The 13,212-nt window shown below is 63.4% G+C and carries 14 protein-coding genes; 1 reads left to right on the top strand and 13 read right to left on the bottom strand.

The window, feature by feature from the left end:
• Nucleotides 1-2: 2 nt before the first annotated feature.
• Complete coding sequence (gene flgL / locus FLM52_09445) at nt 3-1,262, top strand: flagellar hook-associated protein 3 (GenBank protein NVN56012.1); 1,260 nt, start codon at nt 3-5, stop codon at nt 1,260-1,262.
• Nucleotides 1,263-1,397: 135 nt separating this feature from the next.
• Here the strand turns inward: flgL and fliR are convergent, their stop codons facing one another.
• The 13 genes from fliR to fliF form a co-directional block, all read right to left on the bottom strand.
• Nucleotides 1,398-2,141: a flagellar biosynthetic protein FliR gene (gene fliR, locus FLM52_09440; protein NVN56011.1), complete on the bottom strand. Its 744-nt coding sequence runs from the start codon at nt 2,139-2,141 to the stop codon at nt 1,398-1,400.
• A 114-nt stretch (nt 2,142-2,255) separates the two neighbouring features.
• On the bottom strand, nt 2,256-2,525 hold the full coding sequence (gene fliQ / locus FLM52_09435; GenBank protein ID NVN56010.1) for a flagellar biosynthesis protein FliQ: 270 nt from the start codon (nt 2,523-2,525) through the stop codon (nt 2,256-2,258).
• A 119-nt stretch (nt 2,526-2,644) separates the two neighbouring features.
• Entirely contained in the window at nt 2,645-3,445 is an 801-nt protein-coding gene (gene fliP, locus FLM52_09430) for a flagellar type III secretion system pore protein FliP (GenBank protein NVN56009.1), read from the bottom strand.
• Nucleotides 3,442-4,125, bottom strand: a complete 684-nt coding sequence (gene fliO / locus FLM52_09425) for a flagellar biosynthetic protein FliO (GenBank protein ID NVN56008.1) — start codon at nt 4,123-4,125, stop codon at nt 3,442-3,444. The genes fliP and fliO overlap by 4 nt, the downstream gene beginning before the upstream one ends.
• Complete coding sequence (gene fliN, locus FLM52_09420; GenBank protein ID NVN56007.1) at nt 4,097-4,567, bottom strand: flagellar motor switch protein FliN; 471 nt, start codon at nt 4,565-4,567, stop codon at nt 4,097-4,099. The genes fliO and fliN overlap by 29 nt, the downstream gene beginning before the upstream one ends.
• Nucleotides 4,560-5,576 (bottom strand): flagellar motor switch protein FliM, encoded by a 1,017-nt coding sequence (gene fliM, locus FLM52_09415; protein ID NVN56006.1) that lies wholly within the window; start codon nt 5,574-5,576, stop codon nt 4,560-4,562. The genes fliN and fliM overlap by 8 nt, the downstream gene beginning before the upstream one ends.
• A gap of 6 nt (nt 5,577-5,582) precedes the next feature.
• Nucleotides 5,583-6,071, bottom strand: coding sequence for a flagellar basal body-associated protein FliL (gene fliL / locus FLM52_09410; GenBank protein ID NVN56005.1), 489 nt, complete (start codon nt 6,069-6,071; stop codon nt 5,583-5,585).
• A gap of 178 nt (nt 6,072-6,249) precedes the next feature.
• A complete protein-coding gene (locus FLM52_09405) occupies nt 6,250-7,701 on the bottom strand; it encodes a hypothetical protein (GenBank protein NVN56004.1) in 1,452 nt (483 codons plus the stop codon).
• Nucleotides 7,702-7,727: 26 nt separating this feature from the next.
• Nucleotides 7,728-8,177 carry a flagellar export protein FliJ gene (fliJ, locus tag FLM52_09400; protein ID NVN56003.1) on the bottom strand — a complete coding sequence of 150 codons (450 nt, stop codon included), beginning with the start codon at nt 8,175-8,177 and terminating at the stop codon, nt 7,728-7,730.
• 40 nt (nt 8,178-8,217) lie between these two features.
• Entirely contained in the window at nt 8,218-9,576 is a 1,359-nt protein-coding gene (gene fliI, locus FLM52_09395) for a flagellar protein export ATPase FliI (GenBank protein NVN56002.1), read from the bottom strand.
• Nucleotides 9,577-9,586: 10 nt separating this feature from the next.
• Nucleotides 9,587-10,447 (bottom strand): flagellar assembly protein FliH, encoded by an 861-nt coding sequence (locus FLM52_09390; GenBank protein NVN56001.1) that lies wholly within the window; start codon nt 10,445-10,447, stop codon nt 9,587-9,589.
• Nucleotides 10,440-11,438 carry a flagellar motor switch protein FliG gene (gene fliG, locus FLM52_09385; GenBank protein NVN56000.1) on the bottom strand — a complete coding sequence of 333 codons (999 nt, stop codon included), beginning with the start codon at nt 11,436-11,438 and terminating at the stop codon, nt 10,440-10,442. Before fliG ends, FLM52_09390 begins: the two co-directional genes overlap by 8 nt.
• Complete coding sequence (gene fliF / locus FLM52_09380; GenBank protein NVN55999.1) at nt 11,431-13,194, bottom strand: flagellar basal body M-ring protein FliF; 1,764 nt, start codon at nt 13,192-13,194, stop codon at nt 11,431-11,433. The genes fliG and fliF overlap by 8 nt, the downstream gene beginning before the upstream one ends.
• Nucleotides 13,195-13,212 lie beyond the last annotated feature (18 nt).

Below are 13,212 nucleotides of genomic sequence, written 5' to 3'. Positions count from 1 at the left end.
TGATGCGCATCAGTACCCAAACCCTCTATGCCCAGGGCGTCACCTCGATGCTGGATCAGCAGGCGGCGTTCTCCAAGGTGTCCGAGCAGCTGGCCACCGGCAAGCGCGTGGTCAATCCCTCGGATGACCCGAGTGCGGCCAGCCAGGCGGTGACGATCTCGCAGTCCCAGGCCGTCAATGAGCAGTTCAGTGACAGCCGCACCACGGCGCGCAACAACCTCTCCATCGAGGAAAGCGCGCTCAATCAGGTCACCGACACCATCACGCGAGTCCAGAGCCTGATCGTGCAGGCGGGCAACGGCACCCTCAGTGACAGTGACCGTGATGCGCTGGCCACCGAGCTTGAAGGCAGCCGCGAAGTGCTGCTGGGACTGGCCAACAGCACCGACGGCAACGGCAACTATCTGTTCGGCGGCATGAGCGGTGATACGGCGCCCTTTGGCGAGGATGGCAGCTATCGCGGCGATGATCAGCAGCGCCAGCAACGCGTCGACAGCTCGCGCCTGATGGAGGTCAATCATACCGGCAGCCAGATCTTTGGCGGCGTGGCATCCGGCAATCAGCAGCTGGCCCGCCAGACCAGCGAAAGCGAGTCGTCACTGCCGATCACCTTCAAGGGGCCGGACGTCGTCGACGTCTCGGCGCGGGTTGATGGCGCGGGCTATAGCATCAGCATCGATGCCGCCGGTGTCACGATCAGTGGCACCGATGCCGAAGGCAATGATCTCCCGATCCTGGATGCCGAAGGCAATCCGCTGCCATCGCCTGTGGCGTTCAGCGATGGCATGACCCTTGCGTTCAATGGCCTGTCGATGACGCTGTCCGGTGATGAGCAGCAGGTGTCTGAGGCCCAGGCCTCCGGCAAGGCAACGCAGCTGGTGGTCGAGGAGGGTGAGGCCAGCGCCGATCTGTTCGCCAATCTGGATGGCCTGATCAGCGCGCTGAGCACGCCGATCGAGAGTGAGGCCGATCAGACCGCCTTCAACAACGCCATCTCGACCGCCAGTCGCCAGTTCAGCAACAGTCTCGACAATGTGCTGACGGTGCGTGCCGATGTCGGCACCAAGCTCAACGAGCTGGATTCACTGGATATCATCGGGGATGACCGTGAGCTCAACTATGCCTCGACCCGCTCGGACCTGATCGATCTGGATTACAACGAGGCGATCTCCGACTACTCGCTGACCCAGGTGGGGCTGCAGGCCTCACAGCAGGCGTTCTCGGATATCGCGGGCATGTCGCTGTTCGACTATCTGCGCTGAGTGATGACGTGACCCCGTTCGAGGAATGATGAAAAAGCCGCACTGGATACTCGCTCTCGCGATGGCATCCGGTGCGGCTCTTGCGTTCTGGTCTTTGCTTTTCAGATCTTTGCTTTTCAGATCCTTGCTTGCATGTCATGGCATCGTGCCCAGGCCTTCATGTACGGCCTGGAAGGCGCCCAGCGCCTGACGGAACAGCAGCGACAGCCAGTCCGTCATGCCCGGCATCATCAGCCACAGCATCGCGATGCCCAGCAGCAGGGTCAGCGGGAAGCCGATCGAGAACACCGACAGCTGCGGTGCCGAGCGGTTGAGTACGCCCATCGCGAGGTTGATCGCCAGCAGCGAGGCCACCAGCGGCAGGGCCAGCAGCAGGCCGGCGCTGAACAGGCTGGCGCTCCACAGCAACAGATTCTCGAGCCCGACGGGCCCCATGCGGCGCAGGTCGAGGGGAATCTCGTGGAAGTGGGTGACCAGGATTTCCAGTACCAGCAGATGGCCATTGAAGGCCAGAAACAGCAGCATGGCGAGCATGCCCAGCAGGCGCGACAGCACCTGGGTATTGGTGCCGGTGTCAGCCGAGAAGAAGCTGGCGAAGGCCAACCCCATCTGCAAGCCGATGAATTCTCCGGCCGCCTCGACGATGGCGAAGGTGATGCGCATCACCAGACCCAGTGCCAGGCCGACGCCCATCTGCAATGCCAGCTGCCAGACGGCGGCCGGGCCGAGCACATCCACCGGGGGTGGGCTCTCGACCAGTGGCGCGATGATCAGCGCCAGGCCAAAGGCCATCAACAGGCGCACCGGTGTGGGCAGGCTGCGGTGACCGAACAGCGGCGCGCTGATCATGAAACCGGACAGGCGCGCGAAGGGCCACATCACGCTCAGCAGCAGGGCCTGGAGGTGCTCGGGGGACAGCAGATCATTCGGCAAGGAGATGTCCTCCCGCCGGGCTTGCGTCGAGCCAGTTGCCGATGCTCATGCAGGTGTCGCTCATCCGATCAGGTGCGGGAAGCCGGTGAAGACGCTGCGCGTGAAGTCCATCAGCGTCTCCAGCAACCAGGGGCCGGCCAGTACCAGGGTGCCGAACACGCCGAGAATTTTGGGGATGAAGGACAGGGTCATCTCGTTGATCTGGGTCGCGGCCTGGAACAGGCTGACGATCAGGCCGATGAACAGGGCGCTGGCCAGCAGCGGGCTTGCCACCAACAGGGTGATGTACATGGCATGCGAGGCCAGGCTGGTGATGACTTCAGGTGTCATGGCGGAGCGTTCTCGATGGGCAGATGGGAGGTGTCGAGGCTGGCAGTGCACGGTTGCGCGTCACGATGAGAAAGCTCGGCGCCTGCGTGATGCCAGGGGCTGGCTCAGTAGATGATCTTTCAGTAGAAGCTCTCGGCCAGCGACCCCAGCAGCAGCTGCCAGCCATCGACCATCACGAACAGCATCAACTTGAAGGGCAGCGAGATGGTGGCGGGTGGCACCATCATCATCCCCAGCGCCATCAGCACACTCGCCACCACCAGGTCGATGATCAGGAAGGGCACGAACAGACTGAAGCCGATCTGGAAGGCCGTCTTCAGCTCGCTGGTGACGAAGGCCGGCAGCAGCACCCGCCACGGCACGTCCTGCGGGGTCTGGATTTCCTCGACCTTGGCCAGGCGAGCGAACAGGGCGATATCCGGCTCACGCACCTGACCGAGCATGAATTCGCGCAGCGGATCGCCGCCGCGTTCGATGGCTTCCTGCAGGCTGATGGCCTGGCTGTCATAGGGTTGCCAGGCCTCGTCGTAGATACGTTCCAGCACCGGCGACATCACGAAGAAAGTTAGAAACAGCGCGATGCCGACCAGTACCTGATTGGGCGGCGCAGACGCGGTACCCAGCGCGGTGCGCAGCAGGCCGAGCACGATGATGATGCGGGTAAAGGCGCTCATCATCAGCAAGGCCGCCGGCAGCAGGGCGAGGCCACTGAGCAGGATCAGCGTCTGGATATTCAGCGACCAGGACTCGCCGCCGTCCGGCAGTGGCTGGCTGGTCAGGCCGTTGAGTACATCGGCGTGCGCCGCCTGGCTGGTCAGCAGACATGCCGACAATACGATCAGGAGTCCTGTCAGCAGCTCTCTTGTCTTCAGCCTTCCTGCATTCTTCAAGCCCGGCGACAACCTCACCAGCCCCGTCATGAGCGAGGCTCCGCGTCATCTGTCTTGTCTGGGGTAGTCGTTTGCGTCACATCAGAGGGCATCGTGGCGGATGTAGCAGTCGGCGAGCGTCTGGCGAGTCGGTCGCGCAACAGCTCGGCAAAGCCTGCCGCGGCACCGCTCCCGCCGGTTGGGGAGGCAGGCGAGGCCAGCGATGCGTCGTTCGGAGTGCTGCCAGCGTCTGCGGGCACCAGGCCGCCATTCTCGGCCGTCAGCTCACCGAGGGAGGTGATACCCGCCGGCCCGACGCCCAGCAGCAATTGCTGGTTGCCCACCGCTACCACCACCAGGCTCTGCTTGTGACCCAGCGCCAACCGCGCCAGCGGGCGCAGGGCAATGCGATTGCCGCGCAGTGTCTGGGCACCCCCGAGCGTCTTCATCAGCCAGGCCAGCAGCAGGATCACGCCGATCACGCCGGCAAGTGCCAGCCCGGTATTGACCAGGCTGGCCGCGCCCAGCGGTGAGCTGTGTCCTGTGTCGGCAGTCAGGTTTGCGTCGCTACTGAGAAAGGCCGGTGACGGCGCCTGGGTGCTGGCGCTGGTAATGGTGCTGGCAGCACTGTAGGGCGCCGTCTCAGTATCCGGCAGCAGGATCGCGCCGTCAGGGGCATCGGAGGTCATGACATGAACAGCCTTAGCGGTTGAGCTTCTGAACCCGCTCATTGGGGGTGATGATTTCCGTGATGCGGATACCGTACTTGTCCTCGACCACGACCACCTCGCCCTGGGCGATCAGGTAGCCGTTGATCAGGATGTCCATCGGCTCACCGGCCAGGCCATCCAGTTCGATCACCGAGCCCTGCGACAGCTCCAGCAGCTGCTTGATGGTCAGGCGCGTGCGCCCCAGCTCCACGGTCATCTTGACCGGGATGTCCATGATCATGTCCAGCTCGCGCGGGCGTGCGCCGCCACCGCTGCCATCGAGGGGCTCGAAGATGTCGCCGCCCTGCGGGGCAGCCTCGCTCTGCTGTTCTTCCAGCGCCTTGGCCCACTCGTCGCCCATCTGCTCGGTCATCGCATCGGCCCAGGGGTCGTCAGTACCGGATGTCGGGGAATTCGGGGTGGCCTTGGGCGCGGGCGCGTCTGGCGAATTGGGCTCACTCATCGCCGCTGTCCTCGCTGGCAGTGTTGATCGGATGATTGATGATGCGGGTCACGCGCAGGGCGCGGTGGCGATTGGCGCGACCGAAACCGGCTTCGAGAACCGGCACATTGTTGACGTAGGCGTTGACGCGCTCGGGCTTCTCGATGGGCAGCACATCGCCCACGGCAAGTTCGGCCAGCGCGCCCAGCGTGGTGGTGATGCTGGCAAAGTCGGCGTGCAGCTCGACATCGGTGGCGCGCACTTCCTTGCGCAGGCGCTCGCCCCAACGGCTGTCACCCTCGGCGCTGGTTTCCTGCAGCGGGCTCGAGAGCAGCTCGCGGTGCGGCTCGATCATCGAGTAGGGCAGGCAGATCTGGAAGTCGCTACTGTGATTGCCGACCTCCAGATGGAAGCTGGTGCACACCACGATCTCGTTGGGAGAGCTGGTGATATTGGCGAACTTGACTTGCATCTCGCTGCGTAGATAGTCGGTTTCCACGGCGTAGACCGCCGACCAGGCGTCGCGGTAGGCATTCAAGGCCAGCTGCATCAGGCGCTGGATGACGCGTTGTTCGGTGCGCGTGAATTCGCGGCCCTCTGACTTGGTCACGAAGCGGCCGTCACCGCCGAACAGGCTGTCTACCACCATGAACACGAGACTGGGCGGAAACACCAGCATCGAGGTGCCGCGCAGCGGCTTCATGGTGAACAGGTTGATGTTGGTCGGCGCCGGCACGTTGCGAGAAAATTCGTTGTAGCTCAGGAACTGCACCGGCCCGGCGGTGATATCGGCGCCGCGGCGGATCAGGTTGAATAGCCCCATGCGGAACTGACGACTGAATCGTGAGTTGATGATATCCAGGGCATGCAGGTGATCCCGGATGATGCGGTGCTGGCTCGCCGGGTCGAAGGGGCGAATGCGCGCTTCGCCGGGCGTGCTCGAGGCGTCAGCCGTTGCACCGCTGTCACCGTTCACGCCGGAGAGCAGAGCATCGATTTCGTCCTGTGACAGCAGATCGTCTTGAGCCATGGCCAGTTATTGCACGATGAAGTCGTTGTACAGCACGCCGGAGATGGCCAGTGGCTGGCCGCCTTCACTGTAGGGGCGCGAAAGCGCCTCGGTCAGGGTGCTCTGCAGCGTCTGCTTGCCGGCCTGGGTGATCAGCTCATCCGGGCTCTGGCCCGACAGCAACAGCAGCAGACGGCTCTTGAGTTCGGGTTTGAGTTCTTCCACACGCGCTACCACGTCCTGGTCGGCCATCTTGAGCGTGATGCCGATATAGAGCAGGCGATTGCCGCGTGGGCTTTCCAGGTTGACCGTGAAGGGCGCCAGCGGCATGAAGACCGGCGGTGGCACGACCACGACCTCCGGCTCGGCGTCCTGTGCGGCCTTCTGATCACTGAGCATCGGAAGTGCGAAATAGACGGCCACTAGCGCCGCGATCACGGCACTCATCAGGCTGATGACCCCGATCAGCAGCCAGGAGCGACGCTGACTGGCGGGGGTGGTGATAATCGTTGACATCGTGGTGCGGTGTCCCTGGAGTCGGTGGCGGGGCCAGTATGACCGAAGGCGTGGTTATCGAACGGCGGAATAACGCCACGTGCGAGCGCTTACTTGAATGATGACGCGCCAGGCGGGCTCATCTGACAGCTACCTGACGGGAGCCGCTGACACAAGCACCTGGCAAGCGCCAGGCCCGTCATGCCTGCCATTCACGCTGCCCCCAGGCTGCCTGGGTTGCACTTGCAAGATTGCTTGTGAGATTTCCCGCGGCGAGACTTCCCTCCATGGCGTCAGCGCTTGTGCTGGTATCACTCGCCGGCTGATCCTCGAGGTGCTGGGCGAACTGACCCTGATTGGCCGAGTTGTCCGCCGCCTCGTCCGGTGTGTTGTCAGGTGTGTCGTCCTGAGCACTGAAGCTGATCGCCGTCAGCTCGTGCCCCCGAGATTCCAGCGCCTGACGCAGCTCGCTCAGGGATGACTCGACCGCCGAGCGCACCTGTTGTTGGCTCGCGACGAAGTGTGCACTGGTGCCCTGTTCGCCAATGTTGAGGCGAATGGTCAGCTTGCCCAGATTGGCTGGATTGAGCGCGATCTCGGCCTGTGGCGACTTGCTCAGCTGCATGCGTACCACCTGCTCGCTGAGTGCCTGTTGCCAGGCCTGAGTGCCGACGCTTGCGGGAATCAAGGTGCCAGCCTGTGGTGCCATACCTGTTGCATTGACCGCTGGATTGCCCGTGCCATTGAGCATGGCACCGCTGCCTGCAGCGCTCGAACTCGATGCGCCGGCTGACACGCCAGCTGTTGACGCACCCGAGAGCTGGGACTGATCGGCACCGGCGCGTGAGCCGTTGGCATCAAGCAGGGCGCCGTCGGCCTTGGCGGTGACGCCTTCAATGGCCTCCTCGGTCAGCGGGCCTAGCGCGCCATCCGTCAGTGAGGACGGCGCATCCGTGCTCAGGCTGCCTGCCGCTGTCGCGGAGCTCCTGTTGCTGGGTGACTGATCCGCAATCGCGCCGTCCAGTCCAGCCGCCGCTGGGTTGCGCAGCGCGGCCAGCCAGTCACCTTGCAGCGCCGTGTTGCCCTCTGTATTGCCCGCTGTCGTGGCAATTGTTGCGGCAGTTGTCGCGTTCAATGCTGCATCGCCGCCGCCAGAAGCGCCTTGGCCACCTTGCGTGAGTTGCTGCAGCTGTTGCATGCGCGAGATGCCGCGCTCGACGCTGCTATCCAGTCGTGAGGCCTCAAGTGGCTGCGCTGATCGCTGTCCGTTTGCCGATGAGGGCTGGGCAGGCAGGAGGTTGCCATTCTGGAAGGCGTAAGCGACCGGGTCCGGAGTGGGCGATGTCTCTGACGACGCTGCATGAGCCTGCTCGAGGTGCTGCGCATGCTTGTCTTCGGCCGCCTCGCGACGCTCGATACGCTGTTGCTGTGCCTCTTGCGCCTGCGTCTGCATCGCTTGCCTGTCCTGCTGGCGATCCTCGCGCTGGGCGCGTGAAAGATGTGCCTCGAAGTCGCTCTCTGCGGAAGCCGAGCCGACGTCGTCACGCGAACGAGTCGCCTCGGAAGAGTCCTTGGCGCTGGTCGGTGCCCTTGTTGGCGAGAGGGTTGGCGAGGTGGCCGACAACATCGAGATGCGTGCAGTGTCCGTCATGGTGTCACTCCTCTGACTGGCCGTCTTCAGCCATTGGCACGGCGTAACCAGGCCTGGGTGGCTTGTTCATCACTCTGACGTTGCTCGGCGGTGCGCGCCTGCAGCGCGGCGCTCAGGCTGGCGCGATCCGCCAGGCCCTGCCAGGCCGCGTGGGTCTGCTGTTCCTTCACCAGACGCTGATGCTGATGGTGCGTCTGGGTCTGTTCCCGGGTCACCCGAGCGCGACATTGGGCAATCGCCTTGTCCAGCGAGGCGATGAAGGCCTGATAGTTGTGCCAGCTGGCCGGGTCCAGCCCTCGAGTCAAGCGTGCCTGCATCTGTTGGCAGTAGTCGAGACGGTACTGCTCTAGGGTGACCAGTTGCTGGGCGGCGGTTTCCTGACGCTGACGCTGGCTGGTGAGCTGGCGCGCAGCGCCATCACGCCGGCGCTCGCTCAGCTGGGTCAGGGTGTCGAAACGTGACGATGAGATGGCCATTCAGTGAAGGTTCCCGATCAATGACAGGTGAAGGCGTCCGTCATGGCTGGGCCAGCAACTGTTCGAGCATGTTCGTACTATCGGCAAGACTTGCGTGCTGTGTAGTGCCTTGTTGCAGGAAACGTCCCATCGGCTCGTGCAGGCGCACCGCGGCGTCGAGCACCTTGTCGTTGCCGGGCTGGTAGGCGCCGATGGCGATCAGGTCCTGATTGCGCTGATAACTGGAATAGAACTGCTTGAAGCGACGGGCGCGAGTGAGCTGCCGCTCCGGCGCCACCGCCGACATCGCGCGGCTGATAGAGGCTTCGATATCGATGGCCGGGTAGTGGCCGCTTTCCGCGATGCGCCGCGACAGCACGATATGTCCATCCAGAATCGCGCGAGCACTGTCGGCGATGGGGTCCTGCTGGTCATCGCCTTCGGTCAGCACGGTATAGAAGGCGGTGATCGACCCGCCGCCACGCCGTCCGTTGCCGGTGCGTTCCACAAGCGCTGGCAGCTTGGCGAATACCGAAGGCGGATAGCCCTTGGTGGCCGGTGGCTCACCGATGGCCAGGGCGATCTCGCGCTGGGCCATCGCGTAACGGGTCAGCGAATCCATGATCAGCAGCACATTCTGGTCCTTGTCACGCAGGGACTCGGCGATGCGCGTCGCGTAGCTGGCGCCCTTGAGGCGATGCAGCGGCGTCATGTCGGCCGGCGTGGCCACGACCACGGCGCGCTTGAGGCCTTGTTCGCCGAGAATGTTCTCGATGAATTCCTGCACCTCGCGCCCGCGCTCGCCGATCAGGCCGACCACGATGACATCGGCATCGGTGAAGCGCGCCATCATGCCCAGCAGCACACTCTTGCCGACGCCAGAACCGGCGAACAGCCCCATGCGCTGGCCACGGCCGACGCTCAGCAAGGCGTTGATGGCGCGAATGCCGACATCCAGCGGCGTGTCGATGGGCGCGCGCTCCAGCGGATTGAGGGGACGGCTCTCCAGCGGCGCATGCTCGACATCTTCCAGCGGGCCGAGGCCATCCAGCGGGCGACCCACGCCGTCGACGACTCGCCCGAGCAGCGCTTCGCCGACCGGATAGCGTCGCTCGCCGACATTGCCATGCCCGAGGGGAAACACCCGCGCCCCCGGTGCGACGCCGCTGAGCGGGTCGATGGGCATCAGGTAGAGGGTCTGATCGGCGAAGCCGACCACCTCGGCCTCGGCCGGCGGCAGCTTCGCGCCCAGCTCGATCAGGCAGCTGGCGCCCACCGGCAGGCGCAGGCCGACCGCTTCCAGCACCAGGCCGGTCGCGCGCACCAGGCGGCCATTGCTGCGCTGGGGCTCGAGGCTCTCGACGCGCTCACGAATGGCGCCCAGCGCGCTGCGCCATTGCTGTGCGGAAGAGGTGCTCATGGCGTGTCACTCATGCGCGATCTCCTGCCAGCTCAGTGCATGCCTGCTCTGGCGGTACATGTTCTGACGACTGGCGGTGCACCATGCGCGACCCGCTGGCCTCGTCCTTGCCATGCAGGCTGCCGTCGGCGCTGCCGCGATGGCGCAGCTGGCGTGACAGCATCTCCAGCCGACTCTTGAGGCTGGCATCGTGACAGCCGCTGTCGGCTTCAGCGCGACACCCGCCGAGGCTCAGGCTGGCATCCGGCAGACACTGCCAACCCAGCCTGGTGAGCTGTTCGCCCATTGCCTGCTCGACGCGCGGCAGGTCGTCCGGATTCAGGTAAAGACGCGGACGGCCGATCAGCGGCGGATCCGCCGCCAGCAGGCTGCGCACGCTGTCGATGATGTGCTCCGGATGGGCACGAAATGCCTCATGGGCCAGATGCTGACCGACGCTGATGGCCAGCGCCGCTAGCTCATCGCTGATCTGCTCATCCAGGCACGCCAGTGACTGCTGCAGGTTCTCGATCAGCGGTGCCAGCTGGGCGGCCTGTTGTTCGAGCGCCTGCCGGGCGGCCTCGGCCTGACGCGCCGCCTGCTCGGCGGCTTCCTGCCTTGCACGCGCCAGACCCGCTTCATAACCGGCTTTCTCGCCCGCGGCATAGCCTTCGTCACGCGCCGCCTGTTGCTGCTGTAGCGTCTCCTGCTCGAAGGTCGAGCGAGCACGCTGCGCCATGCGCCGAATCAGGCCGACATCCGGTGCCGCAGTGTGCGGCATGCCGGCTTGAAAGCCGCCACCCGACTGGGGCGATGCGGACTTGCCATCCAGCGCGTCTAGTTCCAGCGGCTGCCATTCGCTAGTGGTGTGGGCAGGAGCGTGATCAGACATAGTCTTCAGAACTTGGGTTCACCATTATCTCTCCACTATCCATCAGGCGACGGACGACATCGAGTACAGTCTTCTGCTCTGCCTCGACCTGGCTGACGCGGACAGGGCCTAGCGCCTCCATATCGTCCGTCAGCGTTTCTGCTGCGCGTTGCGACATGTTCTGCAGGAATTTCTGCACAATCGCTTCATTGGCACCCTTGAGTGCTATTACCAATGTCTCGTTATCCACGTCCTTGAGGATCAGCTGAATGGCTTGGTCTTCCAGATCGGACAGGTTCTCGAATACGAATATCTCGTTGATCACGAGATTGGCGAGGTTTTCATCGTGCTCACGGATTGCCTCGAGCACTTTCTCTTCATGCTGCTTTGGCAAGAGGTTGAGAATCTCCGCTGTGACGCGTATGCCACCTGTTCTACTGCGCTTGAGAATCTGACCCTCCAGCAGGCTGGACAATACCTCGTTCAATTCCTGCAAAGCGATCGGCTGGATATCGGACAAGGTCGCAATCCTCAGCAGGATGTCGTGACGCAGAGTTTCTTCGAAGTGTTCAAGAATCTGCGACGCTTGATGGCGCTCCAGATGCGCCAGGATGGTGGCAATGATCTGTGGATGTTCATTGCAGATCACCTCGGCTGCTAGTGCAGGCTCAAGAAGATTCAAGGTTTCCAGGCCGTTGCTCTGCTCCTTGCTGGCAAAGATATCCTCGAACAGTGAGCTGGCGCGATCCTGACCCAGTGCCTTGATCAGTACCGAACGGATGTGGTCTCTCGAGAGAGTGTTGACGGCACTGAACTGCTGGCTATCGGCATGGAAATCCTCAAGCAGCTCAGACATCTGCTGCTGAGATACCTGAGGAAGGTGAGTCATGGTCGCACTCAGCTGCTGAATCTCGGCGGTGGTGAAGAACTTGAAGACTTCCGCTGCGCTATCCTGATCAAGGCTCATCAACAAGGCTGCGCTACGCTCCAGATTGCTCAATGGTTTAGTCATCATGGCTCATCCAGTTCTTGAGGATCATGGCGACCAGGCGAGGGTCTTCGCGAGCCATATCCTGTGCTTTCTTCAGGTTGTGCTGATGATGAGAGTCACGTTCCAGCTCCCCATACCCAGCTGTTGGCATGGAGCCCTTTGCTGAGTGGTCTGTCGTGGAGGAATCACTCTCTCGAAGGTCTGGAGTCCGGTGCGATGCTCCCGGGGGCTCGCCCAGTTGCCCGATGGGCTGGGAGTCCTGCGGATTCTGTTGTGGTATCAGCAAGGGTTTGAGCAACTTGCGATACAGCAGCCAGGCGATGAAGCCGATGATCAGGTAGCGGCCAAGCTCGATGGCCAGCGCCTGCATCTCGGTATTGTTCAGCCACTTCTCCCACCATTGCTGCGGCGGGCCGGCGTTCCGCTGCTCGGCGGTCATGAAGGGCGCATTGATCACGCTCAGACTGTCGCCACGTTCGACATTGAAGCCCATCGCCTCGCGCACCAGCGATTCGATCTGTGCCAGCTGGTCGTCTGCCAACGGTTCGCTGGTTGGGTTGCCGTCACTGTCCATGCTGCGGCGGTGATTGATCACCACCGCCACCGAGAGATTGTCGAGGCGACCCAAGCGCGCACGGGTATGGCGCACGCGTTTGTTGACTTCATAGTTGATGGTGCTGCTGCGCTGATAGTTGCTCAGGCCGCTGGCCGCGTCGTCTGTCTGTGTCGTGCCGTCAGCATTCGCCGCGTCATCGGCATTGATGGGCGAGGCGGCAATTCCCGGGGGCGTGTTGGAGAGGGCACCCGGCACGCCCCCGATGCCGAGCATTTCCCCAGCGCCGGTATTGTTGAGCTGTTCACTACGCACTGCTGCACTGCCCGGCTGCTGATTGGGCGTGTAGTGCTCTTCGGTCTCTTCGGCGTGGGAGAAATCGAGCTGGGCGCTGACCTCGGCGCGGAAGTTGTCGCGTCCCACCAGTGGCGTCAGCAGGGCATTGATGCGCGATTGATATCGGCGCTCCAGTGCCTGGGCATATTCCAGCGCACTGCCATCGAGGTTGAGCGCATCGCCCGCCGGGCGCGACAGCGGATTGCCGTCCTGATCGACGACGGTGATATCTTCGCTGGCCAGGCCCTGCACGCTGCCGGCCACCAGATGCTGGATGGCTTGGATCTGACGCGCCTTGAGCTGCTGGCCGCCCTTGAGTTCAACCACCACGGACGCCGTCGCTGGGCGGCGCTCGCGCACGAAGACGGAATCTTCCGGCAGTGCCAGATGCACACGGGCGCTGGACACCGGATCGAGGCTGGCGATGGTGCGTGACAGCTCGCCGGACAGGGCGCGCTGGTAATTGACGTGTTCGGTGAACTGACTGATGCCGAAGGCCTGGGTATCCATCAGCTCGAAGCCGGAACCGCCCTGGCTGGGCAGGCCCTGCTGGGCAAGTGCCAGACGCAGGCGATAGACATCCTCCTTGGGGACCTCGACGGTGGCGCCTTCATTGCTCAATCGGTAGGGCACGCCGGTCTGCTCCAGCTGCGCGACGATCTCGCCGCCTTCGCTGGCGGGTAGATCACGATAGAGCACACTCCACTGGGTGCCAGCGCCCCACAGCAACAATGCGACGATGACAGCCACGCTGAAGGCGGCCGCCATGATAAGCGGCAGGCGTGGCAATGCCGCCAGGCGCGGCAGCAAGGGGTTGGCTGGCTTGTCTGGTGATTGTGACGTCGTCGAGGTGCCCGACTGGGGCGCTGTCTGGCTGGGTGTACTCATGCAGATGTCCGATAAGCG

It is taken from the genome of bacterium Scap17 (genome assembly GCA_013376735.1).
Taxonomy (GTDB): Bacteria; Pseudomonadota; Gammaproteobacteria; order Pseudomonadales; family Halomonadaceae; genus Cobetia.
Note: the sequence above shows the minus strand (reverse complement) of the source record. Positions and strands in the feature narration are given on the sequence as shown.

Bases quoted from the DNA above. Each gene is read 5' to 3' on its own strand.
- flgL (NVN56012.1), top strand. From the start codon at position 3: ATGCGCATCAGTACCCAAACCCTCTATGCCCAGGGCGTCACCTCGATG.
- fliR (NVN56011.1), bottom strand. From the start codon at position 2,141: ATGTGGCCCTTCGCGCGCCTGTCCGGTTTCATGATCAGCGCGCCGCTG.
- fliQ (NVN56010.1), bottom strand. From the start codon at position 2,525: ATGACACCTGAAGTCATCACCAGCCTGGCCTCGCATGCCATGTACATC.
- fliP (NVN56009.1), bottom strand. From the start codon at position 3,445: ATGACGGGGCTGGTGAGGTTGTCGCCGGGCTTGAAGAATGCAGGAAGG.
- fliO (NVN56008.1), bottom strand. From the start codon at position 4,125: ATGAGCGGGTTCAGAAGCTCAACCGCTAAGGCTGTTCATGTCATGACC.
- fliN (NVN56007.1), bottom strand. From the start codon at position 4,567: ATGAGTGAGCCCAATTCGCCAGACGCGCCCGCGCCCAAGGCCACCCCG.
- fliM (NVN56006.1), bottom strand. From the start codon at position 5,576: ATGGCTCAAGACGATCTGCTGTCACAGGACGAAATCGATGCTCTGCTC.
- fliL (NVN56005.1), bottom strand. From the start codon at position 6,071: ATGTCAACGATTATCACCACCCCCGCCAGTCAGCGTCGCTCCTGGCTG.
- FLM52_09405 (NVN56004.1), bottom strand. From the start codon at position 7,701: ATGACGGACACTGCACGCATCTCGATGTTGTCGGCCACCTCGCCAACC.
- fliJ (NVN56003.1), bottom strand. From the start codon at position 8,177: ATGGCCATCTCATCGTCACGTTTCGACACCCTGACCCAGCTGAGCGAG.
- fliI (NVN56002.1), bottom strand. From the start codon at position 9,576: ATGAGCACCTCTTCCGCACAGCAATGGCGCAGCGCGCTGGGCGCCATT.
- FLM52_09390 (NVN56001.1), bottom strand. From the start codon at position 10,447: ATGTCTGATCACGCTCCTGCCCACACCACTAGCGAATGGCAGCCGCTG.
- fliG (NVN56000.1), bottom strand. From the start codon at position 11,438: ATGACTAAACCATTGAGCAATCTGGAGCGTAGCGCAGCCTTGTTGATG.
- fliF (NVN55999.1), bottom strand. From the start codon at position 13,194: ATGAGTACACCCAGCCAGACAGCGCCCCAGTCGGGCACCTCGACGACG.